Genomic DNA, 25,446 nt, shown 5'->3' on the forward strand with positions numbered 1-25,446 from the left:
ACGTAGACAGGGCGGCCCCAGGGTCGCCTGCAACACCAAGAGGTAGGGTCATGAAACGCTTCGTATCTGTTCTGGCACTGAGTGGGATCACCGCACTCGCGGGCTGTGTCGCGCCGACACCCAGGCCCAATGACCCGTATTACGCTCCGGTGTTGCCGCGTACGCCGTTGCCGGCTGCCGCCAACAATGGCTCGATCTACCAGGCCGGCTTCGAGCAGAACCTGTACAGCGACCGCAAGGCTTTCCGGGTCGGTGACATCATCACCATCACCCTGAACGAGCGGACCCAGGCCAGCAAGAACGCCAACTCGCAGATCGACAAGACCAGCGAGACCAGCGTCGGCCTGACCTCGCTGTTCGGCTCCAGCCTGACCACCAACAACCCGATCGGTGGCGGCGACCTGAGCCTCAACGCCGGGTACAGCTCCGATCGGGCCACCAAGGGCGACAGCCAATCCGGCCAGAGCAACAGCCTGACCGGTTCGATCACTGTCACCGTCGCCGATGTGTTGCCCAACGGCATCATCGCCGTGCGCGGAGAAAAATGGCTGACCCTCAACACGGGCGATGAACTGGTGCGCATTGCCGGCATGGTCCGTGCTGATGACATTTCCACTGACAACACGGTTCCGTCCACCCGCGTGGCCGATGCGCGTATCACCTATTCGGGCACCGGCGCCTTTGCCGATGCGAGTCAACCGGGTTGGTTCGATCGCTTCTTCCTCAGCCCGAAGTTCCCTTTCTAGGTGGCCCAGTTGAATCTTAAACAGCTGTTGATCGGTGCCCTGGTGATGTCGGCAGCCTTCGCCGCTCAAGCCGAGCGTCTGAAGGACATCGCCAGCATTTCCGGCGTGCGTTCCAACCAGTTGATCGGCTACGGCCTGGTCGTGGGCCTGAACGGCACCGGTGACCAGACCACCCAGACCCCGTTCACCCTGCAGACGTTCAACAACATGCTGTCGCAGTTCGGCATCAAGGTGCCGGCCGGCTCCGGCAACGTGCAGTTGAAGAACGTCGCGGCGGTGTCGATCAGTGCCGATCTGCCGGCGTTTGCCAAGCCGGGCCAACAGGTGGACATCACCGTTTCGTCTATCGGTAACTCCAAGAGCCTGCGTGGCGGCACCTTGTTGCTGACGCCGCTCAAGGGGATCGACGGCAACGTCTACGCCATTGCCCAGGGCAACCTGGTGGTGGGCGGTTTCGATGCCGAGGGTCGCGACGGTTCGAAGATCACCGTCAACGTTCCGTCGGCCGGTCGCATCCCCGGTGGTGCGTCGGTGGAGCGTGCGGTGCCGAGCGGTTTCAACCAGGGTAACAGCCTGACCTTGAACCTCAACCGTTCCGACTTCACCACGGCCAAGCGCATCGTCGACAAGATCAACGACATGCTCGGCCCAGGCGTGGCCCAGGCCATCGACGGTGGTTCGATTCGCGTCACCGCGCCACTGGATCCGAGCCAGCGGGTCGACTACCTGTCGATCCTGGAAAACCTCGAAGTCGATCCGGGCCAGGCGGTGGCGAAAGTCATCATCAACTCGCGTACCGGCACCATCGTGATCGGCCAGAACGTCAAGGTTTCCCCAGCCGCCGTGACCCACGGCAGCCTGACCGTGACCATCACCGAAGACCCGATCGTCAGCCAGCCGGGGCCATTGTCCAATGGCCAGACCGCCGTGGTCCCGCGTTCGCGGGTCAATGCCGAACAGGAAGCCAAGCCGATGTTCAAGTTCGGCCCGGGCACGACCCTGGATGAAATCGTCAGGGCAGTGAACCAGGTCGGCGCGGCGCCGGGCGACTTGATGGCCATCCTCGAAGCCTTGAAGCAGGCCGGCGCGTTGCAAGCCGACCTGATCGTGATTTAAGGAAAACGGCCATGGTGGATATGCGCAAAGGCGCCTTGATCAGCGGGGATTCGGGGTCCTACTCGGACCTGAACCGCCTCAACCAGCTCAAGGTCGGCGACAAGAACAGCGAAGGCAACCTGCGCAAAGTGGCGCAGGAATTCGAGTCGCTGTTCCTCGGCGAAATGCTCAAGTCCATGCGTTCGGCCACCGAGGCCTTGGGCAAGGACAACCCGATGAACACGCCGGAAGCCAAGCAATACCAGGAAATGTACGACCAGCAGTTGGCCGTTTCCATGTCCCGCGAAGGCGGTGGTATCGGCCTGGCCGATGTGCTGTTGCGCCAGATGTCGAAGAACAAGCCATTGGTGTCCGGCGAGGCGGCGACGTTGTCGGCTGCCAAGCAGCAAGAGGCGCAGGACAAAGTCAATCAGGCACCGGTGCCGACGCCTGTGGCGGCTGGGACCCTGCCCACCGATGGCCCGTTGTCGCGCACCAATGGCCAGCGTCCGTTGTGGGCTTCGCGGGCCGTGAGTGCGCCGCAAGGGGCTGAGGGCGTCCATCGCAACGACATGGAACTGCTCAACCAGCGTCGCTTGGCCCTGCCGCCGAAACTGGCTGACCGCCTGCTCGCCGGGCTGGTGCCTTCGGCAGCGGCCAATGCCGATGTCCCTGCGCAGAACCTGCTGCCGGATCGCGCCATCGCCGCCGTCAAGCCGGCCACCGGCGAACTGGCCAATGGCGACTGGCTGGCCGCGCTCAAGGCGTCCGAGCCCAAAGGTGACATGCAGGTCTATGGTCGCGCCGTGGCCCAGCCACCGCTGGCGCCGGCGCGCAAGGCCTTCCGCGATGCCGATGAATTCGTCAACGCCATGCTGCCAATGGCCAAGGAAGCCGCGGACCGCATCGGTGTCGACCCCCGTTACCTGGTGGCCCAGGCCGCCCTGGAAACCGGTTGGGGTAAATCGGTGATGCGCCAGCCTGATGGCAGCAGCAGCCACAACCTGTTCGGCATCAAGGCCAGCGCCAACTGGAAGGGCGATTCGGCGCGGGCGATCACCAGCGAATTTCGCAATGGCGAGATGGTCAAGGAGACGGCCGAGTTCCGTTCCTACGCCTCGTACCGCGACAGTTTCCATGACTTGGTCAATCTGCTGCAAAGCAACAGCCGCTATCAAGATGTGCTGAAGTCGGCCGATAAACCGGAACAGTTTGTACGCGAGTTGCAGAAGGCCGGTTACGCCACCGACCCGAACTACGCCAATAAGATTTCGAACATAGCCCGGCAGATGACGAGTTACCAAAACTACGCGTCGGCTGGTGCCACCACGACTTTATAAGGTCTGAACCATGAGTTTGCTCAATATCGGGATGTCGGGTCTGTCCGCAAGCCAGTCCTCATTGATGACCACCGGTAACAACATTGCCAACGTCGATACCGCTGGTTACTCGCGTCAGCAGACCGTGCAAACCACCAAGGCATCGAACCAGTACGGCAACGTGTTCATCGGCTCCGGTACGACACTGGCGGACGTGCGCCGGGTGTACAGCAGCTACCTCGACGCGCAGCTACGAACCTCGACGTCGCTCGACAACGACGCACAGATTTACCTGGGGCAGGCCACCCAGGTGGACAAGCTGCTGTCTGACAGCGGTACCGGCGTGACCAAGACGCTGCAGTCTTTCTTTGCATCTTTGCAGACGCTGGCGGGCAACTCCAACGACACGGCTGCGCGCCAGGCGTTGCTGACCAATGCCCAGGGATTGAGCAACCGCTTCAACGCCATCTCCCAGCAGTTGACCCAACAGAGCACCTATATCAATGACCAGTTGGGCTCCATGGCCGAACAAGTCAATAAGCTGGCGAGCACTGTTGCGGCATACAACCAGAAAATCAGCGAGGCCTCGGGATCGGGTGCCGGTGGCATGCCCAATGATCTGTTGGACCAGCGCAATGAGGCCGTACGCCAATTGTCTGCGCTGGTGGGCGCGCAGGTAACCGAAACCGACGGCAGGATGGATATCTACCTGGGCAGCGGCCAGCCCCTGGTCATTGGTAATACTGCCAATACCCTGCAGGTGACGGTGGACCAGAACGACCCGACCCGTTCCGCAATCATCATGAAGCGTGGCAGCTCGACGCTCGACATCACATCTGTGACGAGCGGCGGCCAGATAGGGGGCCTGTTGCGCTACCGCAATGAGGTGCTGACGCCGGCGGTCAACAGCCTGGGACGCATCGCCATGGTGGTTACCGATCAGGTCAACAGGCAGTTGGGCCAGGGCCTGGATCAGAACGGTAACTTTGGCGCGTCATTGTTCAACGACATCAACAGTGCTGCCGCCATCAGCCAGCGCAGCATTGTCAACGCTAACAACAACCCGGCGTCCGGCAATCTGGACGTGACCATCAAGGACACCAGCAAGCTGGCGGCCAGCGATTATCAGGTCACGTTTACCAGTGCTACGGGCTACAGCGTACGTCGCTTGTCAGACAACACCGACATGGGCACTTTCACGCTGGGCGCGACACCTGCTCCGGTTATTGACGGCTTCAGCCTGAGCCTCAATGCCGGCCCGGTAAACGCGGGTGACAGTTTCAAGATTACCCCGACTCGCTCTTCCGCCGCTGACATGCAAGTCGTCATGACTGATGCCAAGACATTGGCCACCGCCGCGCCGCTGACGTCCACCAAAGCCTCGGGCAACGATGGTACTGGCGCCATCGGTCAGCCGACCCTGAGCACGGTCCTGGATATCTACGATCCGGTCCAGCGCCTGGAGGTGCAGACAGCGGTCAAGAATTCGATGCCGATTCGCCTGCTCATGACCAGTGCGACCGCCTATGAAGCCTTCGACGCCAAGGGCAACAGCATCGGCACTGGCAGCATCGTACCTGGCCAGAACAACGACTTGAGCATTTCGGTGCCCTACATCGACGGCGGTGGTGCGCCCAAGACGTTCAGCGTAGCGATGACCCTCAGCGGCAGTCCCGCTGCGGATGACAGCTTCAATATCGCCTTGACGACGCCCAGCAGCACTGACAACCGCAATGCCCAGGCGTTGCTTGGCCTGCAAACCAAGGCTACGGTCGGCGCCAATGCCACCAGTCCGGGCGTGAGCTTCACCGATGCCTACGGTGCTCTCGTTTCATCGGTCGGTTCCCAGGCCAAGCAAGGCCAGCTCGACGCCACGGCTACCGGTACCATCCTGACCCAGGCGCGCAACTCCCGCGACTCGATGTCCGGTGTCGACCTTGATGAGGAGACCGGCAACCTGGTCAAGTACCAGCAGTACTACTCGGCTTCTTCGCAGATCATCAAGGCTGCGCAAGACACATTCAACACATTGATCAACGCCCTTTAAGGAGCCGTAAACGTGCGTATTTCTACTGCTCAGTACTATGCGGCGACGGCTGCCAACTATCAGCGTAACTTCAATAACCTGGTCAAGACGGCTGAACAGGCCAGCAGCGGCGTGAAACTCGAGACCGCGGCGGATGACCCGGTCGGTGCGGCCCGTCTGCTGCAGCTCGACCAGCAAAAAGCCATGTTGGGGCAATACACCACCAATATCAGTGCTTTGAATACGGCCCAGGCGCAGGAAGAGGCCGTGCTGGACAGTATCAACAACGTGCTGCAGAAGGTCAGCGAGCTGGCGGTACGTGCCGGCGGCGGTTCATTGAACGACGACGACCGCAAGTCCATTGCCGCCGAGCTCGGCGCGTCCGAAGATCAATTGCTGAGCCTGATGAACAGCAAGGATGCCAATGGCAAGTTCATTTTTTCCGGTGCCAGCAACAATACCGAGCCCTTTGTGCGCAACAGCGACGGCACCTACAGCTACCAGGGCGACCAGACTCAACTGCAATTGAAGATCGGTGACTCGATGTCCCTGGGGCTCAACGATACCGGTTGGGATGTATTCCAGCAGGCGATCAATGCCAGTCGCAGCATGACCACGATGACTGCGCCGGCAGTTGATGATGGGCGCGTGGCCGTGTCGGAAGGCCTGGTCACTTCCAATCCGAGTTTCGATGCGAATTTCCGTGGCGGCCAGCCCTACACTCTGTCGTTCACCAGCAGTACCCAGTTTGTAATCACCGATGCCTTGGGCAATGACGTGACCGCGGAAGCGAGTCAGGGCGGGGTATTCGACCCTAAGAAGGAGGGTGGCTCCGACATCAACTTCCGCGGCGCGGTGTTCAAGCTCGATATTACTTTCCAGGCGGGTGACAACCCTGCTGACGCTGCCAGTGCTGATGCGGTGCTTGCCGGTCACAGTTTCCAGCTGGCGGCCAAGCCCGACAGCTTCGTCGGCAACCGCGCCCCGGGTAACGGGTCGACAGCAGTGATCGGCCAGGCTGCGGTAACCAACGCAGCGGATTACAAGAGCTTTTTCCCTGAAGGCGGGGCTGTACTGAAGTTCACCAGCCCGACAACGTTCGACCTGTATGCCCGTCCACTGACCAATACCAGCACTCCAGTCAGCTCCGGAACCGTGGCCGCTGGCGTGGCGACTGCTGCAGGTGTCAGCTTCACACTGGGGGGTGGCGCACCCGTTGCCGGTGACCAGTTCGACATAGCGGTCAATACCCATCAGACCCAGAACGTGCTGGATACCATCAGCCAACTGCGTCAGACGCTGAATACGCCGACCCAGGGCAATCCCGCTGCACAACGCTTGCTGGAAGACACTATCGCGTCATCCATCGCCAACCTGGGCAATGCCAAGAACCAGGTCGACCTGGCACGTGGCGCCATTGGTGCCCGGGGTAATGTCATGGACATGCAGAGCGATCAGAACCAGAGCACAGGCCTGATCAACGATTCGACCCAGAACGGAATCAAGAACACCGATCCGGCCGAAGTGCTGACACGCCTGACCCTGCAGCAGACGATGCTGCAGGCGGCACAGCTGGCATTCTCGAAGATTTCTCAGTTGGGTCTGTTCAACAAGCTTTAAGCGGGTCTTGACCCCTTGCAGCCGGCTCCTGTCACAGGGAGCTGGCTTTTTTTTTGAGTTTTTTCAAGGGGTGGCGAAGTGGTGTGGAGCGTCATCAGGGCTATAAAATCAAATAAACCGCTGATCGCTGAGTGACCCGTCAGTCAAAACGCGCATCTTCAATGTATCCTGTCTGCGGGCGGTGAGGGTGGTAGGCCGTCTAGTTTGATATTGGAGGCCCGGCGCTAGCTCCCTTGGGGGGCCGATCCCTGGTCTGTAGACGCCTTCGATTCAGCGAGCGGCGGTGTTCAGCTGTTTATTACTGGGAAGCCATAAATGATTGGCATAAAAAATATAGCGAGTTACGTGCCGGCGGCCGGGGTTGACAACTACGCCCAGGGTGCAAAGTTCGACAAGGACGAAACTTTCATCCTTGGCAAGATTGGCTCGGCGTTTTTGCCGCGCAAGGGGGCCGAACAGGAAACTTCCGATCTGTGCGTTGAAGCCGTCAATGCATTGTTTGCCGCCAACCCTGAGCTCAAGCGTGAATCCGTTGATTGCTTGATTGTTGTCACCCAGAACGGCGATGAAGAAGGCTTGCCGCACACGGCTGCAATCGTTCAGGACAAGCTGGGCTTGTCGACCCAGGTTGCAGCTTTTGATATTTCCCTGGGCTGTTCCGGCTACGTGTATGGCCTCTATGCCCTCAAGGGGTTCATGGAGGCGGCAGGGCTGAAGAATGGCCTGTTGGTGACTGCCGATCCGTATTCCAAGATCGTCGATCCGGAAGACCGCAACACCACCATGCTGTTCGGCGATGCCGCCACTGCCACTTGGATGGGTGAAAACGCTATCTGGCAGTTGGGCAAGTCTAAATTCGGTACTGACGGCTCCGGTGCACCGCACCTCAAGGTCAGCGATGGCGTTTTCTTCATGAACGGTCGCCAGGTTTTCAACTTTGCCTTGTTGAAAGTCCCTGCGCATCTGCATGAGTTGCTGGAGGAGTCAAATTTGCAGGCGGGCGATATCGATGCCTTCTGCATTCACCAAGGCAGCGCGGCCATCGTCGATGCCGTGGCGCGTCGTTTCGATGAGAGTGGGTCGGCGCGGTTCGTCAAGGATATGCTGGAGACCGGCAACACGGTCTCGTCGAGTATCCCGCTGTTGTTGCAAAACCATGTGTTTGATTCCAAGTGGACGCGCGTGGCCATCAGCGGCTTTGGTGTCGGCTTGTCATGGGGCTCGGCGATCCTTTATCGCGGCTGAACCGTACGGCTTGTCGTTGCATGAAAAACGCCCGGGAACAAAAGTTCTCGGGCGTTTTTGTTTTTTTTGACGCCAGAAAAAAGCGCTAAAGCCTTGAAAATAAAGGGCTGGCCCCCTGCCACTAAAAATATCCAAAAATCTCCTCAAGCAAAGCACCTTCACGACGATAACTAGTATGTAGGTTCTCTAGGCCACACCCGACGGATGTCAGGGCCGGAAGCCGCAGTATCCATCCAACGAGGATTTCGTCATGGCTTTAACAGTAAACACCAACATTGCATCGTTGAACGTTCAAAAGAACCTGACTCGTTCGTCCGACGCCCTGCAAACTTCGATGCAACGCCTGTCTTCCGGCCTGCGTATCAACAGCGCTAAAGATGACGCGGCTGGCCTGCAAATCTCCAACCGTCTGACCAGCCAGATCAACGGCCTGCAGACTGCTATCAAGAACGCCGGTGACGGTATCTCCATCGCACAGACTGCTGAAGGTGCGATGCAGGAATCCACCAACATCCTGCAGAAAATGCGTACCCTGGCCCTGGCTTCCGCCAACGGCTCGCCAAGCGCTGAAGACCGTAAGTCGAACAACTCCGAATACGCCGCTCTGACCGCTGAGCTGAGCCGTATCGCTACCACCACTACCTTCGGTGGTCGCAAGATCCTGGACGGTTCGTTCGGTACCACCGCTTTCCAAGTGGGTGCAAACGCCAACGAAACCATCAACATGTCCCTGGGTGACGTATCGGCCAACAGCATTGGCTCCCAGCAGCTGAAAAGCGTGGCCATCGCGCCAAGCGCTACCGGTGTTGCCGGCGGTGCTGTAGCAATCACCGGTGGTGGTCAGACCGCTAGCATTACTGTTGCTGCCGGCCAGTCTGCCAAGGCTACCGCTGCTCAACTGAACGGCGCTATCGGCGGCCTGTCGGCTACCGCCAGCACTGAAGTACGCTTCGGTGTAAACACCGCAGCCATCACCGGTGCTGCGCCTGGCACTGCGAACTTCAGCATTCAGGTAGGTTCGGGTACTGCGGTCAACATCGTCGGCGTAACCGACACCGCTGGTCTGGCTGACCAACTGAAGTCCAACGCCGCCAAACTGGGCATCAGCGTTAACTTCAACGCCACCACCAACAACCTGGAAATCAAGTCCGACACCGGTGAGAACATCACCCTGAACGCAGGTGACGCCAGTGCAATCGCCGGTATCACCGTGGCTGCCAAAGATGGTGCTGGTACTTACGGTGCCGCTGTGGCCGCCGCTGCTACTGCCATCCAGGTGACCGGTGCTGTTTCCCTGAACTCCACCAACAGCTACTCGATGAACGGTGCCGGTGCTACTGGTCTGTTCGTAGCCGCCGGTACTACCGTCAGCTCGACCAAAACCGTAGTCAGCAACACTGACGTGACCACTGCCACCAACGCGCAAAACGCTGTTGACGTGATCACCCAGGCCATTGCCAACATCGACTCCCAGCGTGCTGACCTCGGTGCTGTACAAAACCGTTTCGACAGCACCGTGGCTAACCTGCGCAGCATCTCGGACAACTCCACTGCTGCTCGTGGTGTGGTCCAGGACGTCGACTTCGCGTCGGAAACCGCTCAGCTGACCAAGCAACAAACCTTGCAACAGGCTTCCACTGCGATCCTGTCCCAGGCGAACCAACTGCCATCCGCTGTACTGAAGCTGCTTCAGTAATTCCAGCGCTTGGTGATTGACGGAAGGGCGCGTTTACGTGCCCTTTTGTCTTTTCCGTGATGAGGTGATCTAGCATGGACATGAGCGTAAAGTTGAACCTGTCTTATCCGGCCGTTGCCCCTCAGAGCGCAGCGCCCATCGTTGTCGGCAAATCGGACCAGCCCAAGGCCGAGGCCGTTGTATCACCGGATGCCGAGCCCAAGCGCGAGGATCTGGAAAAGGCCGTGACTGATATTCAGGAGTTCGTCCAGGCTGCGCAGCGCAAACTGGATTTCTCCATTGATGATTCCTCCGGGCGGATCGTGGTAAAGGTCATCGCCACTGAAACCGGTGACGTGATTCGCCAGATCCCTTCGGAAACCGCACTGAAACTGGCGCAAAGCCTGTCGGACGCCAGCAACTTGTTGTTCAACGACAGGGTCTGAGCTGGCACGAATATTGTTGTTGTCGCTGATTAAGGCGCTCTAAGTCAAAAAAGCGGCAGCCAGTGGATTAAGGAGAAAGATGATGGCGGGTACAACGGTTAGTGGTGTTGGTTCGAATATCGATACTCAAGCGATCGTGGCATCCCTGGTCGCCGCCGAAAAGGCGCCGAAGCAGACGCAAATCAACAACCAGACGCTGAAAGCGACCACCTCGCTGTCGTCGATCGGTAAAATCCAGGCGGCACTGGATGCTTTCCGTGGCGCATTGGACAACATGAAGACCGCTTCCAGCTTTAGCGGGTTGACCGGTTCGTCGTCCGATGAAAAAGTCGCTACCGTGACAACGGGAAACGGTGCGGCAGCCGGTAGTTTTTCGCTGCTGGTCACTCAATTGGCCACGGCTTCGAAGCTTTCCACCAAGGTCTTTGCCAGTGGCGCTTCTTCGGTAGTGAACGCCGGTGCGGCACCGACTACGCTGAATATCAAGCAGGGCACCAACACATTCGCCGTCAGCGTTCCCGCCGGCGCGACCTTGCAGCAAGTTCGCGATTCGATCAACTCCCAGTACGCCAACCAGGGCTTGAGCGCCAACATCGTGACGGATGCCAATGGCTCTCGCATGGTGCTGACCTCGACGACGACCGGTGTCGGTTCGGACCTGACCTTGACGGGCGATTCCGGCTTGGAAACCGGGACTTCGATTCTGGCTACTCCGCAGAATGCCCAGTACAAGCTTGATGGCCTGGCCATGGAGTCCAAGACCAATACCATTGCTGACGCGGTGAGTGGGGTGACCCTCAAGCTGACGGGCGCTTCGGTTGTTCCATCCGGTGGTGGTGCGGCGACGCCGACCACCATCTCGGTGGCGGCCAGCAGTGCGACACTGAAATCGTCGGTCAAGGGCTTTGTCGACAGCTACAACGCGTTGATCAAGGCGGCCAACGCCGAGACGCAGGTCACGACCAATGCCGACGGTTCCGTGACGTCCGGGGCGTTGACGGGCGATGCCTCGTTGCGCTCGATGCTGTCGGCGGTGCGAACCGAGTTGAACGCAATGTCGGGCACTGGCCAGTTGAAAGCGCTCTCCCAGTTCGGCGTCCAGACCGACCAGAAGACTGGCTTGCTGTCGATCAATGACAAGCTGTTCGATGCTGCAGCGTTGACCAATGCGGCTGACATCAATGGCATCTTCTCGGGCGACACCGGTTTGCTGGCACGCATGAAGAGCGCCACTGACAGCTTCGCGCTGAGCAAGACCGGCGTGTTCGCCGCACGCTCGGCGACTCTGACCGATAGCCTGACCGACCTGAAAAAGCAACAGGACACCCTGGATGCGCGAATGGTCAGTCTGCAAACGAGCCTGACGGCCAAGTACACCGCCATGGACTCCTTGGTGGCCCGACTGCGGGCGCAGAGTGACAGCGTCCTGGCCACCCTGAATGCGCTCAATAAATCTAATAGCGACGACTGATTGAGCCCGGTGCAAGAACCCAGGTTTGCTGCCATGGCAGCGCCTGGGTTTTTTCATTGATGGCGAGCCTGCGTTAAAGTTATGCAGCGCTCAGTCGACATAAAGATCAGAGCGATCCTTTTCCAGTAGTTATCTGCTACGAGGTAGAAACATGAACCCCCTGAGAGCCCTTCGCCAGTACCAGAAGGTCAATTCCCATGCCCAGGTATCTGAAGCCTCACCTCATCGCCTGGTCCAGATGTTGATGGAGGGCGGACTGGACCGGATGGCGCAGGCCAAGGGCGCGATGGCGCGGGGTGACATTGCGCTCAAGGGGTTGATGCTGGGCAAGGCCGTCGACATTATCATCGGCCTGCGTGATGGCTTGAATCCGGAAAAGACCGAAGACCCGGCGTCCCTCCAGCAACTCGACAATTTGTACGCCTACATGATGACGCGTCTCATGGAAGCCAACCGTAACAACGATGTCGCGATCATCGATGAGGTCTCGGGTTTGCTCGACACGCTGAAAAGTGGTTGGGATGCAATTGGCGATCATGGGATTGCCAATCAATAAGCCGATGGGCCTGAGGATCATGTCATGAGCCAAGCACTGCAGCGAATCGAACAAACCCGTGATGCCCTGGTCGATGCCCTGGCCAAGCATGACTGGGAGGCAATCAGCCAGCTGGATCTGGCTTGTCGTTCCTGCATGGAGGACGTCCTGAGCGAGTCCCAGGTAGACGAGGCGGCATTACGGACCAATCTTGAGGCGTTATTGACGGTGTACCGGCAATTACTGGAGGCGGCGACAGGAGAGCGTCAGGCGATCGTCGATGAGATGCAGCAGATCCATCAAGCACAGAACGCGGCAAAGGTTTACCATCTGTTTGGTTAATGCTCAGTTAATCCGAGTCCGTTGCGCCATAAATTTGACTGTGCACGGTTTTTTGACTTAACTAGTAGCTGTTTACAGATTTAAGGCGTCTACAGGCATAACAAGTCTGCAAGCGTCTAGCTTGCCCCCTAATTTCGGGCATTGGGTTGACTAGGGAAGTTGCTATTGCATGTGGCGTGAAACCAAAATTCTCCTGATCGATGACGATAGCGTCCGCCGCCGCGACTTGGCGGTGATCCTGAATTTTCTTGGCGAAGAAAATTTACCCTGCGGAAGCCATGATTGGCAGCAGGCAGTCGGCTCATTGTCGTCCAGTCGGGAAGTCATCTGTGTCCTTATCGGGACCGTAAATGCTCCCGCAACGCTTTTGGGCTTGCTAAAGACACTCTCAACCTGGGATGAGTTCCTTCCGGTTTTGTTAATGGGCGAAAATTCTTCCCTTGACTTGCCTGAGGACCAGCGTCGCCGGGTGCTTTCCACCCTCGAAATGCCGCCCAGCTACAGCAAGCTGCTCGATTCGCTGCACCGCGCGCAGGTTTACCGCGAGATGTACGATCAGGCCCGCGAGCGCGGCCGGCATCGCGAACCCAACCTGTTCCGCAGTCTCGTCGGCACCAGCCGGGCGATCCAGCATGTGCGCCAGATGATGCAGCAGGTCGCCGATACGGACGCCAGTGTGCTGATCCTGGGTGAGTCGGGCACCGGCAAGGAAGTGGTTGCGCGCAACCTGCATTACCACTCCAAGCGCCGCGAGGCGCCGTTCGTGCCGGTCAACTGTGGCGCGATCCCGGCCGAGTTGCTGGAAAGCGAACTGTTCGGCCATGAGAAGGGCGCCTTCACTGGCGCAATCACCAGCCGCGCCGGGCGTTTCGAACTGGCCAATGGCGGTACGCTGTTTCTCGATGAAATCGGCGACATGCCGCTGCCGATGCAGGTCAAGCTGTTGCGGGTCCTGCAGGAGCGCACCTTCGAACGCGTGGGCAGCAACAAGACCCAGAGCGTCGATGTGCGAATCATTGCCGCCACGCACAAGAACCTCGAAAGCATGATCGAGGTCGGCAGTTTCCGCGAAGACCTCTATTACCGCCTCAATGTTTTCCCGATCGAAATGGCGCCGCTGCGTGAGCGTGTCGAAGATATCCCGTTGCTGATGAACGAGCTGATCTCACGCATGGAGCACGAAAAGCGCGGCTCGATCCGCTTTAATTCGGCGGCGATCATGTCCCTGTGCCGCCATGGCTGGCCGGGTAACGTCCGGGAGCTGGCCAACCTGGTGGAGCGCATGGCGATCATGCACCCGTATGGGGTGATCGGCGTGAACGAACTGCCGAAGAAATTCCGCTACGTCGACGACGAAGACGAGCAAATGGTCGACAGCCTGCGCAGCGACCTGGAGGAACGGGTGGCGATCAACGGCCACACGCCGGACTTCACCGCCAATGCCTTGTTGCCGCCCGAAGGCCTGGACCTCAAGGATTACCTGGGAGGCCTTGAACAAGGGTTGATCCAGCAGGCGCTGGACGATGCCAACGGTATCGTGGCCCGTGCGGCAGAGCGCCTGCGCATCCGCCGCACCACCCTGGTGGAGAAGATGCGCAAGTACGGCATGAGTCGCCGCGAAGGAGATGAACAGGCGGATGATTGACGCCTGTTTTCCAACCGCCTGATTTTCAGGCGGTTTTTTTTCGGCACGGGTATTGCTATAGCCCTCGCAACGTTCCGTTTAACTGACGGTCAGCCAAGCGAGAGAGCACGATGACCCAAGCCGCCCAGATGTCTCCTGTCCCCGAACCGGGACACCTGCCGTCCGCCGAACAGGCGAGCCGGCTTGGACTTGAGCAGGCATTTTCGCTGTTCAACCAGATGTCCAGCCAACTGACCGATTCCTACAGCCTGCTCGAAGCCCGGGTCACCGAACTCAAGGGTGAACTCGCCGTGGTCAGTGCCCAGCGCATGCAGGAGTTGGCGGAAAAGGAACGCCTGGCCAATCGGCTGCAAAACCTTCTCGACCTCTTGCCTGGCGGCGTCATCGTCATCGACGCCCACGGTTTCGTGCGCGAAGCCAACCCGGCGGCCTGCGAATTGCTCGGCCTGCCGTTGGAAGGCGAGTTGTGGCGGCATGTTATCGCCCGCTGCTTTGCACCTCGTGAAGACGACGGCCATGAAGTGTCCCTCAAGGACGGTCGGCGCCTGTCCATCTCGACGCGCTCGCTGGACGCCGAGCCAGGGCAACTGGTGTTGCTCAATGACTTGACTGAAACCCGTCACCTGCAAGACCAGTTGGCGCGCCATGAGCGCCTGTCTTCCCTGGGGCGAATGGTGGCCTCGCTGGCCCATCAGATTCGTACGCCGCTTTCCGCCGCGCTGCTTTACGCCAGTCATCTGACTGAGCAGCAATTGCCAGTGGAAACCCAGCAACGCTTTGCCGGACGTTTGAAAGAGCGCCTGCATGAGCTGGAACACCAAGTGCGCGACATGTTGGTGTTCGCCCGCGGCGAGCTGCCGTTGACCGACCGTGTCAGCCCCAAGGCCTTGCTCCAATCGCTGCAGGCCGCAGCGTTGACCCATGTGCAGGAATTGCCGATCCGCTGGCAGTGCGATAGCCATGTCGGTGAAGTGTTGTGCAACCGCGACACCTTGGTGGGCGCGGTGTTGAACCTCATTGAAAACGCGATCCAGGCCAGCGGCGGCGACGTCCGGCTGAAAGTGCACTTATATACACGCAATAACACCTTGCGCCTGTCGGTCAGCGACAACGGCAGCGGCATCGAACCGGCGGTGCTGGCGCGCCTGGGCGAGCCATTCTTTACCACCAAGACCACCGGCACCGGCCTGGGCCTGACTGTGGTCAAGGCCGTGGCCCGCGCCCATCAGGGAGAATTGCACCTGCGCTCGCGGCTGGGCCGTGGCACCTGTGCGACGGTGATCCTGCCGCTGTTTTCCAACGCGCCAGGGGTGGAGTGAACGCAATGGCGATCAAGGTGTTGCTGGTTGAGGATGACCGGGCCCTGCGCGAAGCACTGGCCGATACGCTGGTGCTGGCCGGGCACGATTACGCTGCCGTCGGTTCGGCGGAAGAAGCACTGCTGGCGGTGGGTCGGGAGGCGTTCAGCCTGGTGGTCAGTGACGTCAACATGCCGGGCATGGACGGCCATCAATTGCTCGGCCTGTTGCGCGCCCGTCAGCCGCAACTGCCGGTCCTGCTGATGACCGCTCACGGTGCCGTCGAGCGAGCGGTGGACGCCATGCGCCAGGGCGCTGCGGATTACCTGGTCAAGCCGTTCGAGCCAAAAGCACTGCTGGACCTGGTCGCGCGCCATGCCTTGGGCAGTCTCGCGGTGGAGGGCGAAGGCCCGGTGGCCATCGAGCCGGCCAGTGCGCAACTGCTGGAGTTGGCTGCACGGGTCGCGCGCAGTGACTCAACCGTGTTGATTTCCGGCGAGTCCGGTACGGGCAAGGAAGTGCTGGCGCGCTACATCCATCAACAATCCCGGCGCGCCGGGGAACCGTTCATTGCCATCAATTGCGCGGCGATCCCCGACAACATGCTCGAGGCGACGCTGTTCGGCCACGAAAAGGGGTCGTTCACCGGTGCCATTGCGGCCCAGGCTGGCAAGTTCGAGCAAGCTGACGGCGGGACGATCCTGCTCGATGAGATTTCCGAAATGCCGTTGGGCCTGCAGGCCAAGCTGTTGCGGGTATTGCAGGAGCGTGAAGTGGAGCGGGTCGGGGCGCGCAAGCCCATCAGCCTGGACATCCGCGTGGTGGCGACCACCAACCGCGACCTGGCCGGCGAAGTGGCGGCGGGGCGTTTCCGTGAAGACCTCTATTACCGTCTGTCGGTGTTTCCGTTGGCCTGGCGTCCGTTGCGCGAGCGCACCGCCGATATCCTGCCGCTGGCCGAGCGCCTGCTGAACAAGCACGTCAATAAAATGAAGCACGCGTCGGCGCGCCTGTCCGCCGAAGCCCAGGCTTGCCTGATCGCTTACCCCTGGCCCGGTAATGTCCGGGAGTTGGATAACGCCATCCAGCGGGCCTTGATCCTGCAGCAGGGCGGCTTGATCCAGCCGGAGGATTTCTGCCTGGCCGGCCCGGTAGCCTGTGCGCCATTGCCCGCATTGGCACCGGCACCGACAGCAACCTTCGCGCCCCCGGTGGATGTCGAGGGCGATTCGGTCGGTGCCTTGGGCGACGATCTGCGGCGTCGCGAGTTCCAGATGATCATCGACACCCTGCGCGCCGAACGCGGTCGTCGCAAGGAAGCGGCCGAACGCCTGGGGATCAGCCCGCGCACCCTGCGCTACAAGCTGGCGCAAATGCGCGACGCCGGCATGGACGTCGAGGCTTATCTGTTCGCCAGTTGAATCATTGATCCAAGGAATTGCACTGCTAAAACCTGTGGGAGCGAGCCTGCTCGCGAAGGCGATGATTCAGACGATGTAGATGTTGACTGACAGACCGCTATCGCGAGCAGGCTCGCTCCCACAGGAGTTTGGATGAGCTCGCGTGCGCATTTGTTTTTTATCGCCATGGAGCTGGCACCCTTGTTGCTAATACCTGAGTACCCGCTGAGTAAGTGTCAAAAAAATGCGGGCCGCCAGAGAGAATAGACCATGAGCCAAGGTATTGAATTTAATCGGTTGATGTTGGACATGCGGGCCATGCAAATGGACGCCATGGCCCAGCCTAAATCGGTCGCGGTCCCCCAGGTGGGTGGCAGCAGCTTTTCCGACATGCTCGGTCAGGCCGTCAATAAAGTGAACGATACCCAGCAGGCGTCGAACCAGTTGGCCAGTGCTTTCGAGATTGGCAAAAGTGGCGTCGACCTGACGGACGTAATGATCTCCTCGCAGAAAGCCAGTGTCTCGTTTCAGGCGCTGACCCAGGTTCGCAACAAACTGGTTCAAGCCTACCAAGACATCATGCAGATGCCGGTTTAAGGAAATTATTGAGTCATGGCAGAAGCAGCCGTTGATAACGTTCCAGCCAAGGCCACTCCGGTAGACGGCAAACCGCCGTTGTTCGGCCTGTCCTTCCTGGAAAATCTCTCCGAGATGACCATGTTGCGTCAGGTCGGCCTGTTGGTCGGCCTGGCTGCCAGCGTGGCGATTGGTTTCGCCGTGGTGTTGTGGTCCCAGCAGCCAGACTACCGTCCGCTGTACGGCAGCCTGGAGGGCATGGATGCCAAGCAAGTCATGGAGACCCTGGCTTCTGCCGACATTCCCTATACCGTCGAACCCAATTCCGGTGCCTTGCTGGTCAAGGCCGACGACGTCGCGCGTGCGCGCCTCAAGCTCGCCGCCGCTGGCGTGACGCCGACCGATGGCAACATCGGTTTCGAGATCCTCGACAAGGACCAGGGCCTGGGCACCAGCCAATTCATGGAAGCGACCCGTTATCGTCGCGGCCTGGAAGGTGAGCTGGCGCGGACCATTTCCAGCCTGAACAACGTCAAGGGCGCCCGCGTGCACCTGGCGATTCCGAAAAGCTCGGTGTTCGTGCGCGATGAGCGCAAGCCCAGTGCTTCGGTATTGGTCGAACTCTACTCGGGTCGCTCCCTGGAGCCAGGCCAGGTCTTGGCCATCGTCAATCTGGTGGCGACCAGCGTACCTGAGCTGAGCAAGTCGCAGATCACCGTGGTCGACCAGAAAGGCAACCTGCTGTCCGATCAGGCGGAAAACTCCGAACTGACCATGGCCGGCAAGCAATTCGATTACAGCCGTCGCATGGAAGGCATGCTGACCCAGCGGGTGCACAACATCCTGCAACCGATCCTGGGTAACGATCGCTATAAAGCCGAAGTGTCGGCCGACGTCGACTTCAGTGCCGTCGAGTCCACCTCCGAGCAGTTCAACCCGGATCAACCAGCGTTGCGCAGCGAGCAATCGGTAAGTGAGCAGCGTACCGCCAGCAATGGCCCGCAAGGCGTGCCGGGTGCCCTGAGCAACCAGCCGCCGTCGCCAGCCAGCGCACCGCAAACCACCGGGGGCGCCACGGCGGCCGCCGGCATGGTGCAGCCAGGCCAGCCGCTGATCGACGCCAATGGCCAGCAGATCATGGACCCGGCCACCGGCCAGCCGATGCTCGCGCCGTACCCGGCCGACAAGCGTCAGCAATCCACCAAGAACTTCGAGCTCGACCGTTCCATCAGTCACACCAAGCAGCAGCAGGGCCGTTTGAATCGGCTGTCGGTTGCCGTGGTAGTGGACGACCAGGTCAAGGTCAACCCGGCCAACGGCGAAACCAGCCGTGCGCCCTGGAGTGCCGACGAATTGGCGCGCTTCACTCGCCTGGTGCAGGACGCCGTCGGTTTCGACGCCAGCCGCGGCGACAGCGTCAGCGTGATCAACGTGCCGTTCTCTTCGGAGCGTGGCGAGGTGATCGCCGATATTCCGTTTTATTCGCAACCCTGGTTCTGGGATGTGGTCAAGCAAGTACTGGGTGTGCTGTTTATCCTGGTGCTGGTGTTTGGCGTGCTGCGTCCGGTGCTCAACAACATCACCGGTGGCGGCAAGAACAAGCAGTTGGCAGGTTTGGGTGATGTCGAGCTGGGAGGCATGGGCGGCCTGGATGGCGAATTGGCCAATGATCGCGTCAGCCTCGGCGGGCCGCAGAGCATTCTGCTGCCAAGCCCGAGCGAAGGCTATGACGCTCAGTTGAACGCCATCAAGAGTCTGGTGGCAGAAGACCCGGGTCGTGTGGCCCAGGTCGTGAAAGAGTGGATTAACGCAGATGAGTGATAATCGAGCCGCTGTTGCCAAATTGTCCCGGGTCGACAAAGCCGCGATCCTGCTGCTGTCCCTGGGTTCGACCGACGCTGCCCAAGTGCTGCGCCACATGGGACCCAAGGAGGTCCAGCGCGTCGGCGTGGCCATGGCGCAGATGGGCAACGTGCACCGTGAGCAGGTCGAGCAGGTGATGAGCGAGTTCGTCGACATCGTCGGCGATCAGACTAGCCTGGGCGTCGGTTCCGACGACTACGTGCGCAAGATGCTCACCCAGGCCCTGGGCGAGGACAAGGCCAACGGTCTCATCGATCGGATCCTGCTGGGCGGCAATACCAGCGGCCTGGACAGCCTCAAGTGGATGGAGCCACGGGCCGTTGCCGACGTGATCCGTTACGAGCACCCGCAGATCCAGGCGATCGTGGTGGCTTACCTCGACCCGGACCAGGCCGGTGAAGTGCTGGGCAACTTCGACCACAAGGTGCGCCTGGACATCATCCTGCGGGTGTCGTCGCTCAACACCGTGCAGCCGGCCGCCCTGAAAGAATTGAACCAGATTCTCGAGAAGCAATTCTCGGGCAATTCCAATGCCTCGCGCACCACCCTGGGTGGCATCAAGCGCGCGGCGGACATCATGAACTTCCTCGACAGTTCGATCGAAGGTCAGTTGATGGACTCGATCCGCGAATTCGACGAAGACCTGTCCGGTCAGATCGAAGACCTCATGTTCGTGTTCAACAACCTGTCCGATGTCGACGACCGTGGCATCCAGGCCCTGTTGCGCGAAGTGTCGTCCGACGTGCTGGTACTGGCCCTCAAGGGCTCGGACGAAGGCGTCAAGGAAAAGATCTTCAAGAACATGTCCAAACGGGCGGCCGAACTGTTGCGCGACGACCTCGAGGCCAAGGGCCCGGTGCGCGTCAGCGACGTGGAAACCGCACAGAAGGAAATCCTCACCATCGCCCGCCGCATGGCCGAAGCCGGGGAGATCGTTCTCGGTGGCAAGGGCGGCGAAGAGATGATCTAAGGTCGTTATGTCTGCCAAGAGTGATGAAGCACCCAGCGACCTGATCCGCGCCCGGGACGTCGGTGGTTTCGACGTCTGGTCGCTGCCCAGCTTCGACCCCCACGTGCCGGAGCCGGAGCCGGAGCCGGTGGAAGAACTGCCGGAGATGGAGGAGGTGCCGCTGGAAGAAGTCCAGCCACTGACCCTCGAGGAAGTCGAGAGCATTCGCCAGGAGGCCTATAACGAAGGCTTCGCCGTGGGTGAAAAGGAAGGCTTCCACAGCACCACGCTCAAGGTCCGCCAGGAAGCCGACGTGGCGCTGACGGCCAAGCTCCGTGCGTTGGAATCGCTGATGCTCAACCTGTTCGACCCCATTGCCGAGCAGGACACCCAGATCGAGAAATCCCTGGTGGGTTTGGTGCAACACATCGCCAAGCAAGTGATCCAGCGCGAACTGGCGATCGACTCGACCCAGATCGAGCAGGTCATGCGCGAAGCGCTCAAGTTGTTGCCGTTGGGCGTGGGCAATGTGCGGCTGTACATCAATCCCCAGGACTTCGAACTGGTCAAGGCCCTGCGCGAGCGTCATGAAGAAACCTGGCGTATCGTCGAGGACGCGACGCTGCTGCCGGGCGGTTGCCGGGTGGAAACCGAACACAGCCGCATCGACGCCACCGTCGAGACCCGCATCAGCCAGATCATGGCCAAGTTGTTCGACCAATTGCACGAGCAGGCCTTGCACCCGGCCGCGGCCGACCTGAGCCTCGAGTTGCCGGACGAACCTCTGATCGGTGCCGATGCGGCGCCAGCCGATGCTGGGTTGGACGTGCCTGAATTGGACGCTTCTGCACTGGACAGCCGCGATGCGCCTTGAGCGAACCAGCTTCAGCAAGCGCCTGGGCAGTTACGCCGAGGCCAGTGAGCTGGCCGGCCAACCGATTCTGGAAGGGCGCCTGCTGCGCATGGTCGGCCTGACCCTCGAAGCCGAGGGCCTGCGTGCCGCCATGGGCAGTCGCTGCATGGTAATCAACGACGACAGCTACCACCCGGTGCAGGTCGAAGCCGAAGTCATGGGCTTCTCTGGTAGCAAGGTCTTCTTGATGCCGGTGGGCAGTGTCGCGGGCATCGCCCCCGGCGCACGCGTGGTGCCCCTGGCCGACAACGGTCGCCTGCCCATGGGCATGAGCATGCTCGGGCGGGTGCTGGACGGGGCCGGACGGGCCTTGGACGGCAAGGGCGGCATGAAGGCCGAAGACTGGGTGCCGATGGACGGCCCGACGATCAACCCCCTCAAGCGTGACCCCATCAGCGTGCCGCTGGACGTGGGCATCCGTTGCATCAACGGTTTGTTGACGGTCGGTCGCGGCCAGCGCCTGGGCCTGTTTGCAGGTACCGGCGTGGGTAAGAGTGTGCTGCTGGGCATGATGACCCGCTTCACCGAAGCCGACATCATCGTGGTGGGGCTGATTGGCGAGCGGGGCCGTGAGGTCAAGGAATTCATCGAGCACATCCTCGGCGAGGAAGGGCTCAAGCGTTCGGTCGTGGTGGCGTCGCCAGCGGACGATGCGCCGCTGATGCGTTTGCGGGCGGCCATGTATTGCACGCGTATTGCCGAGTATTTTCGCGACAAGGGCAAGAACGTCCTGTTGCTGATGGATTCGCTGACCCGTTTCGCCCAGGCCCAGCGGGAGATCGCCCTGGCTATCGGCGAGCCGCCGGCCACCAAGGGTTATCCGCCTTCGGTCTTCGCCAAGCTGCCGAAACTGGTCGAACGCGCCGGCAATGCGGAAAAGGGCGGGGGTTCGATCACCGCGTTCTATACCGTGCTGTCCGAAGGCGATGACCAGCAAGACCCCATCGCCGACTCGGCCCGGGGCGTACTCGATGGCCACATCGTGCTGTCCAGGCGCCTGGCTGAAGAAGGGCACTACCCGGCTATCGACATCGAGGCGTCCATCAGCCGGGTCATGCCGTCAGTGATCAGCGCCGAGCACATGAAGCGGGCCCAGCAGTTCAAGCAATACTGGTCGCGCTACCAGCAGAGCCGCGACCTGATCAGCGTCGGCGCCTATGTGCCCGGCGGCGACCGCGAGACCGACACTGCCATCAGTCTTTACCCATCCATGGCCGTCTACCTGCGCCAGAGCTTGAACGACAACATCGGCATGGGCGCCAGCGAAGCGCACTTGCAGACTATTTTCGCTCCGGTCTCAGGCACGTAACCGGCCATGGCCACGAGTCGTGCGGCGCGCCTGGCCCCCGTGGTGGACATGGCGGAGAAGGCCGAGAAGACCGCTGTCCAGCGACTGGCGTATTTCCAGGGGCAAGTGGCCGTTGCCGAGAGCAAGCTGGCAGACCTTGAAAACTTTCGACTCGAATATCAGGAACAGTGGATTGCCCGTGGCAGCCACGGCGTCTCCGGGCAATGGCTGCTGGGTTACCAGGGGTTCCTGGCGCAGTTGGGCACCGCCATCGACCAGCAGCGCCAAAGCCTGGTCTGGCACCAGAACAATCTGGAGAAGGCCCGCCAGAGCTGGCAAGAGGCGTTTGCCCGGGTCGAAGGGCTGCGCAAACTGGTACAGCGCTATATCGATGAGGCGCGGCAACTGGAAGACAGACGCGAACAGAAACTGCTCGATGAATTGTCCCAGCGCCTGCCGCGGCAGAATCCCTACTGATAGGGAACCAGGATTTTGTCGGATGATCGAGGCAAAACCTTGCTCAGATCTTTACCTGATGCTACACCTTGTACACGTATGTCCATGACAGGGAAGCTGAACATGTCAGTCGTTACAGAAGTATCCCAAGATGGGAAGAAGTTGACGATTTCGATCGAAGGTCGATTCGATTTCGGACGGCACCAGGAGTTTCGCGAGTCTTACGAGAGGCTCAATAGCAAGCCCGAGTCTATTGTGGTGGATTTGAAGAAGGCCACCTATCTCGACAGTTCCGCCTTGGGCATGCTCTTGCTGTTACGTGATCATGCCGGTGGCGACGACTCGGACATCCGGGTCGTCAACAGCAGCAGCGACGTCAAGAAAATCCTTGCGATCTCCAACTTCGACAAGCTGTTCGACATCAGTTGATCGCCATGCAATCGTCGTCGGAGCCACTGACGGTCCTGATTGCCGAAGACAGTGCCGCTGATCGACTGCTGTTGTCGACCATTGTCCGCCGCCAGGGTCACCATGTGCTCACCGCGGCCGATGGCGCAGAAGCGGTCGACGTCTATCTGGAACAGCGTCCGCACCTGGTGCTGATGGACGCGATGATGCCCGTGATGGACGGCTTCGAAGCCGCGCAGCGAATCAAGCAGTTGGCTGGGGATCAATTGGTCCCGATCATTTTCCTCACCTCGCTGACTGAGAGCGAAGCCCTGGCCCGTTGCCTGGAAGCCGGCGGCGATGACTTTCTGGCCAAGCCCTACAACCAGGTGATCCTGGCGGCCAAGATCAAGGCCATGGACCGCTTGCGCCGGTTGCAGGCCACGGTGGTGGAACAGCGCGACCAGATCGCCCGGCACCATGACTACCTGCTCAACGAACAACGGGTCGCCAAGGCCGTGTTCGACAAGATCGCCCACTCCGGCTGCCTGAGCGCGCCAAACATCCGCTACCTGCAATCACCCTATGCCTTGTTCAATGGCGACTTGCTGCTGGCGGCGTTCAACCCGGCCGGCGACATGCACGTCCTGCTGGGGGATTTCACCGGGCACGGTCTGCCGGCGGCGGTCGGTGCGATGCCACTGGCGGAAGTGTTCTACGGGATGACGGCCAAAGGCTACGGCCTGGCGCAGATCCTGCGGGAGATGAATGCCAAGCTCAAGCGCATCCTGCCGGTGGATATGTTCTGTTGTGCGACGCTGTTATGCCTGAGCTTCCAGCGTTGCACAGTGGAGATCTGGAACGGCGGAATGCCCGATGGTTACCTGCATGACAGCCTCAGCGGCGTGCGCACGCCGCTTCCGGCGCGGCACTTGCCATTGGGCGTACTCACGCCGCAGTTATTCGATGACCGCACCGAAGTGCATCCGATGTCGCTGGGGGACCGCGTGTTCCTGTTGTCGGATGGCGTAATAGAAACCAGTGACCGTGATGACCAACCGTTTGGCGTGGAGCGGTTGCAGCAGGTATTTTCGGCCAACCGTGAGCCTGACCGTCTTTTTGAGGATATCCAGCAGGCCCTGCGCGATTTTCGCGGTGAGGCCCGGGACGACTTCAGCATGGTCGAGGTGCGACTGGTCGCCCCGACGCAACTCAATCCACCACCGCCGGTCTATTCCGACAGCGGCCAGTCCAGCCCGCTGGATTGGTCGGTGAGCTTCGAGTTTCGGGCGCAGACGCTCAAGCGCTTCAACCCGATGCCCTACCTGTTGCAGTTGCTGCTTGAGGTGCATGGGCTCAGGGCGCAGAGTGGTGCCCTCTACAGCGTCATGTCGGAGCTTTACTCCAATGCGCTGGATCACGGCGTGCTGGGGCTCGACTCGAGTCTCAAGCGTGATGCGGCGGGTTTCGCCCGATACTACAGCGATCGCAACACGCGCCTGGATGAGCTGAGCGACGGTTACGTGCGGGTGCACTTGCACGTTTCGCCAAACGGCGAGGGCGGTCGCCTGACCATCGAGGTCGAAGACAGTGGCGAGGGGTTCGATGTCGCCCGGGTGCTGGCACGGCCCGTGGACAGTGATCGGTTGTCGGGGCGCGGCGTGAGCCTGGTACGCCAGTTGAGCCACCAGGCCAGTTGGTCAGACGATGGTCGTAGAGCGCGCGTGGAGTTTTTCTGGGAGGCTCTGGCATAATTGGGGCCATTCTTGATCAGGGAGCGAGCAAGTGAACGAGATTCATCTGGACCGCGACGTGCTCAGCACGTTGAAAGAAGTCATGGAGGAGGGGTATCTGGAGTTACTGGATACATTTCTCAACGACTCCGAGGCTCGCCTGCGCGTGCTGCATGAAGCGCGGGACGCTGAAAAACTGAGCGCTACCGCCCACAGCTTCAAGGGCAGCAGCAGCAACATGGGCGCCATCCGCCTGGCCGAGTTGTGCGGCGAACTGGAACAGCGCGCCAAGCAGCCGTCATTGGGCGGCATCGAGAGCCTGGTCAACGAAATCGACAGCGAATTCGCCCACGTCCGCAAGCTGTGCCGGGAAGAGCGTGAAGGCTTCCACTGCTGAGAGTTGATGGCCGGGTAAAAC

The 25,446-nt window shown here is 60.4% G+C and carries 23 protein-coding genes; all 23 read left to right on the forward strand.

Features of this window, described 5'->3' with window-relative positions; all coding sequences use genetic code 11:
* The first annotated feature begins 50 nt into the window (after nucleotides 1-50).
* The 23 genes from flgH (at nucleotide 51) to AD659_RS08715 (ending at nucleotide 25,425) form a co-directional block, all read left to right on the forward strand.
* Nucleotides 51-746, forward strand: coding sequence for a flagellar basal body L-ring protein FlgH (gene flgH, locus AD659_RS08605; RefSeq protein ID WP_053120247.1), 696 nt, complete (start codon nucleotides 51-53; stop codon nucleotides 744-746).
* A 45-nt stretch (nucleotides 747-791) separates the two neighbouring features.
* On the forward strand, nucleotides 792-1,862 hold the full coding sequence (locus AD659_RS08610) for a flagellar basal body P-ring protein FlgI (protein WP_162277324.1): 1,071 nt from the start codon (nucleotides 792-794) through the stop codon (nucleotides 1,860-1,862).
* A gap of 11 nt (nucleotides 1,863-1,873) precedes the next feature.
* On the forward strand, nucleotides 1,874-3,181 hold the full coding sequence (flgJ, locus tag AD659_RS08615; RefSeq protein WP_408003300.1) for a flagellar assembly peptidoglycan hydrolase FlgJ: 1,308 nt from the start codon (nucleotides 1,874-1,876) through the stop codon (nucleotides 3,179-3,181).
* 10 nt (nucleotides 3,182-3,191) lie between these two features.
* A complete protein-coding gene (gene flgK, locus AD659_RS08620; protein WP_053120249.1) occupies nucleotides 3,192-5,207 on the forward strand; it encodes a flagellar hook-associated protein FlgK in 2,016 nt (671 codons plus the stop codon).
* A gap of 12 nt (nucleotides 5,208-5,219) precedes the next feature.
* The gene (locus tag AD659_RS08625) at nucleotides 5,220-6,806 is read left to right on the forward strand and encodes a flagellar hook-associated protein 3 (RefSeq protein ID WP_053120251.1); all 1,587 of its coding nucleotides are present in this window, start codon (nucleotides 5,220-5,222) and stop codon (nucleotides 6,804-6,806) included.
* 315 nt (nucleotides 6,807-7,121) lie between these two features.
* Nucleotides 7,122-8,051, forward strand: a complete 930-nt coding sequence (locus AD659_RS08630) for a ketoacyl-ACP synthase III (RefSeq protein WP_053120253.1) — start codon at nucleotides 7,122-7,124, stop codon at nucleotides 8,049-8,051.
* 250 nt (nucleotides 8,052-8,301) lie between these two features.
* Nucleotides 8,302-9,747 (forward strand): flagellin N-terminal helical domain-containing protein, encoded by a 1,446-nt coding sequence (locus AD659_RS08635; RefSeq protein ID WP_053120255.1) that lies wholly within the window; start codon nucleotides 8,302-8,304, stop codon nucleotides 9,745-9,747.
* A gap of 74 nt (nucleotides 9,748-9,821) precedes the next feature.
* Nucleotides 9,822-10,172, forward strand: coding sequence for a flagellar protein FlaG (locus AD659_RS08640; RefSeq protein ID WP_053120257.1), 351 nt, complete (start codon nucleotides 9,822-9,824; stop codon nucleotides 10,170-10,172).
* 82 nt (nucleotides 10,173-10,254) lie between these two features.
* The gene (gene fliD / locus AD659_RS08645; RefSeq protein ID WP_053120258.1) at nucleotides 10,255-11,643 is read left to right on the forward strand and encodes a flagellar filament capping protein FliD; all 1,389 of its coding nucleotides are present in this window, start codon (nucleotides 10,255-10,257) and stop codon (nucleotides 11,641-11,643) included.
* 151 nt (nucleotides 11,644-11,794) lie between these two features.
* Nucleotides 11,795-12,199 (forward strand): flagellar export chaperone FliS, encoded by a 405-nt coding sequence (gene fliS / locus AD659_RS08650; protein WP_053120260.1) that lies wholly within the window; start codon nucleotides 11,795-11,797, stop codon nucleotides 12,197-12,199.
* Between the two features lie 24 nt (nucleotides 12,200-12,223).
* The gene (gene fliT, locus AD659_RS08655) at nucleotides 12,224-12,520 is read left to right on the forward strand and encodes a flagellar protein FliT (RefSeq protein WP_053120262.1); all 297 of its coding nucleotides are present in this window, start codon (nucleotides 12,224-12,226) and stop codon (nucleotides 12,518-12,520) included.
* Nucleotides 12,521-12,689: 169 nt separating this feature from the next.
* Nucleotides 12,690-14,165, forward strand: a complete 1,476-nt coding sequence (locus AD659_RS08660; RefSeq protein ID WP_003199076.1) for a sigma-54 dependent transcriptional regulator — start codon at nucleotides 12,690-12,692, stop codon at nucleotides 14,163-14,165.
* Nucleotides 14,166-14,275: 110 nt separating this feature from the next.
* Nucleotides 14,276-15,484: a sensor histidine kinase gene (locus AD659_RS08665; RefSeq protein ID WP_053120267.1), complete on the forward strand. Its 1,209-nt coding sequence runs from the start codon at nucleotides 14,276-14,278 to the stop codon at nucleotides 15,482-15,484.
* A 5-nt stretch (nucleotides 15,485-15,489) separates the two neighbouring features.
* On the forward strand, nucleotides 15,490-16,884 hold the full coding sequence (gene fleR / locus AD659_RS08670) for a sigma-54-dependent response regulator transcription factor FleR (RefSeq protein WP_053120268.1): 1,395 nt from the start codon (nucleotides 15,490-15,492) through the stop codon (nucleotides 16,882-16,884).
* 249 nt (nucleotides 16,885-17,133) lie between these two features.
* Nucleotides 17,134-17,460: a flagellar hook-basal body complex protein FliE gene (gene fliE, locus AD659_RS08675; protein ID WP_003199082.1), complete on the forward strand. Its 327-nt coding sequence runs from the start codon at nucleotides 17,134-17,136 to the stop codon at nucleotides 17,458-17,460.
* Nucleotides 17,461-17,475: 15 nt separating this feature from the next.
* On the forward strand, nucleotides 17,476-19,260 hold the full coding sequence (gene fliF / locus AD659_RS08680) for a flagellar basal-body MS-ring/collar protein FliF (protein ID WP_053120270.1): 1,785 nt from the start codon (nucleotides 17,476-17,478) through the stop codon (nucleotides 19,258-19,260).
* The gene (gene fliG, locus AD659_RS08685; RefSeq protein WP_003199086.1) at nucleotides 19,253-20,272 is read left to right on the forward strand and encodes a flagellar motor switch protein FliG; all 1,020 of its coding nucleotides are present in this window, start codon (nucleotides 19,253-19,255) and stop codon (nucleotides 20,270-20,272) included. Before fliF ends, fliG begins: the two co-directional genes overlap by 8 nt.
* A gap of 7 nt (nucleotides 20,273-20,279) precedes the next feature.
* Nucleotides 20,280-21,125, forward strand: a complete 846-nt coding sequence (gene fliH, locus AD659_RS08690; protein ID WP_053120272.1) for a flagellar assembly protein FliH — start codon at nucleotides 20,280-20,282, stop codon at nucleotides 21,123-21,125.
* Nucleotides 21,115-22,473 (forward strand): flagellar protein export ATPase FliI, encoded by a 1,359-nt coding sequence (fliI, locus tag AD659_RS08695; protein WP_053120274.1) that lies wholly within the window; start codon nucleotides 21,115-21,117, stop codon nucleotides 22,471-22,473. The genes fliH and fliI overlap by 11 nt, the downstream gene beginning before the upstream one ends.
* A gap of 6 nt (nucleotides 22,474-22,479) precedes the next feature.
* On the forward strand, nucleotides 22,480-22,929 hold the full coding sequence (gene fliJ, locus AD659_RS08700; RefSeq protein WP_053120276.1) for a flagellar export protein FliJ: 450 nt from the start codon (nucleotides 22,480-22,482) through the stop codon (nucleotides 22,927-22,929).
* Nucleotides 22,930-23,031: 102 nt separating this feature from the next.
* Nucleotides 23,032-23,337 carry an STAS domain-containing protein gene (locus tag AD659_RS08705; RefSeq protein ID WP_053120278.1) on the forward strand — a complete coding sequence of 102 codons (306 nt, stop codon included), beginning with the start codon at nucleotides 23,032-23,034 and terminating at the stop codon, nucleotides 23,335-23,337.
* 5 nt (nucleotides 23,338-23,342) lie between these two features.
* A complete protein-coding gene (locus AD659_RS08710; protein WP_053120280.1) occupies nucleotides 23,343-25,049 on the forward strand; it encodes an ATP-binding SpoIIE family protein phosphatase in 1,707 nt (568 codons plus the stop codon).
* A 31-nt stretch (nucleotides 25,050-25,080) separates the two neighbouring features.
* Nucleotides 25,081-25,425 (forward strand): Hpt domain-containing protein, encoded by a 345-nt coding sequence (locus AD659_RS08715; protein ID WP_053120282.1) that lies wholly within the window; start codon nucleotides 25,081-25,083, stop codon nucleotides 25,423-25,425.
* Nucleotides 25,426-25,446: the final 21 nt, after the last annotated feature.

Origin of the sequence: Pseudomonas thivervalensis (assembly GCF_001269655.1) — a bacterium.
Lineage (GTDB): Bacteria > Pseudomonadota > Gammaproteobacteria > Pseudomonadales > Pseudomonadaceae > Aquipseudomonas > Aquipseudomonas thivervalensis.

Coding starts and splice junctions, on each gene's coding strand:
- flgH (WP_053120247.1), top strand. CDS start 51: ATGAAACGCTTCGTATCTGTTCTGGCACTGAGTGGGATCACCGCACTC.
- AD659_RS08610 (WP_162277324.1), top strand. CDS start 792: ATGTCGGCAGCCTTCGCCGCTCAAGCCGAGCGTCTGAAGGACATCGCC.
- flgJ (WP_408003300.1), top strand. CDS start 1,874: ATGGTGGATATGCGCAAAGGCGCCTTGATCAGCGGGGATTCGGGGTCC.
- flgK (WP_053120249.1), top strand. CDS start 3,192: ATGAGTTTGCTCAATATCGGGATGTCGGGTCTGTCCGCAAGCCAGTCC.
- AD659_RS08630 (WP_053120253.1), top strand. CDS start 7,122: ATGATTGGCATAAAAAATATAGCGAGTTACGTGCCGGCGGCCGGGGTT.
- AD659_RS08635 (WP_053120255.1), top strand. CDS start 8,302: ATGGCTTTAACAGTAAACACCAACATTGCATCGTTGAACGTTCAAAAG.
- AD659_RS08640 (WP_053120257.1), top strand. CDS start 9,822: ATGGACATGAGCGTAAAGTTGAACCTGTCTTATCCGGCCGTTGCCCCT.
- fliD (WP_053120258.1), top strand. CDS start 10,255: ATGGCGGGTACAACGGTTAGTGGTGTTGGTTCGAATATCGATACTCAA.
- fliS (WP_053120260.1), top strand. CDS start 11,795: ATGAACCCCCTGAGAGCCCTTCGCCAGTACCAGAAGGTCAATTCCCAT.
- fliT (WP_053120262.1), top strand. CDS start 12,224: ATGAGCCAAGCACTGCAGCGAATCGAACAAACCCGTGATGCCCTGGTC.
- AD659_RS08660 (WP_003199076.1), top strand. CDS start 12,690: ATGTGGCGTGAAACCAAAATTCTCCTGATCGATGACGATAGCGTCCGC.
- AD659_RS08665 (WP_053120267.1), top strand. CDS start 14,276: ATGACCCAAGCCGCCCAGATGTCTCCTGTCCCCGAACCGGGACACCTG.
- fleR (WP_053120268.1), top strand. CDS start 15,490: ATGGCGATCAAGGTGTTGCTGGTTGAGGATGACCGGGCCCTGCGCGAA.
- fliE (WP_003199082.1), top strand. CDS start 17,134: ATGAGCCAAGGTATTGAATTTAATCGGTTGATGTTGGACATGCGGGCC.
- fliF (WP_053120270.1), top strand. CDS start 17,476: ATGGCAGAAGCAGCCGTTGATAACGTTCCAGCCAAGGCCACTCCGGTA.
- fliG (WP_003199086.1), top strand. CDS start 19,253: ATGAGTGATAATCGAGCCGCTGTTGCCAAATTGTCCCGGGTCGACAAA.
- fliH (WP_053120272.1), top strand. CDS start 20,280: ATGTCTGCCAAGAGTGATGAAGCACCCAGCGACCTGATCCGCGCCCGG.
- fliI (WP_053120274.1), top strand. CDS start 21,115: ATGCGCCTTGAGCGAACCAGCTTCAGCAAGCGCCTGGGCAGTTACGCC.
- fliJ (WP_053120276.1), top strand. CDS start 22,480: ATGGCCACGAGTCGTGCGGCGCGCCTGGCCCCCGTGGTGGACATGGCG.
- AD659_RS08705 (WP_053120278.1), top strand. CDS start 23,032: ATGTCAGTCGTTACAGAAGTATCCCAAGATGGGAAGAAGTTGACGATT.
- AD659_RS08710 (WP_053120280.1), top strand. CDS start 23,343: ATGCAATCGTCGTCGGAGCCACTGACGGTCCTGATTGCCGAAGACAGT.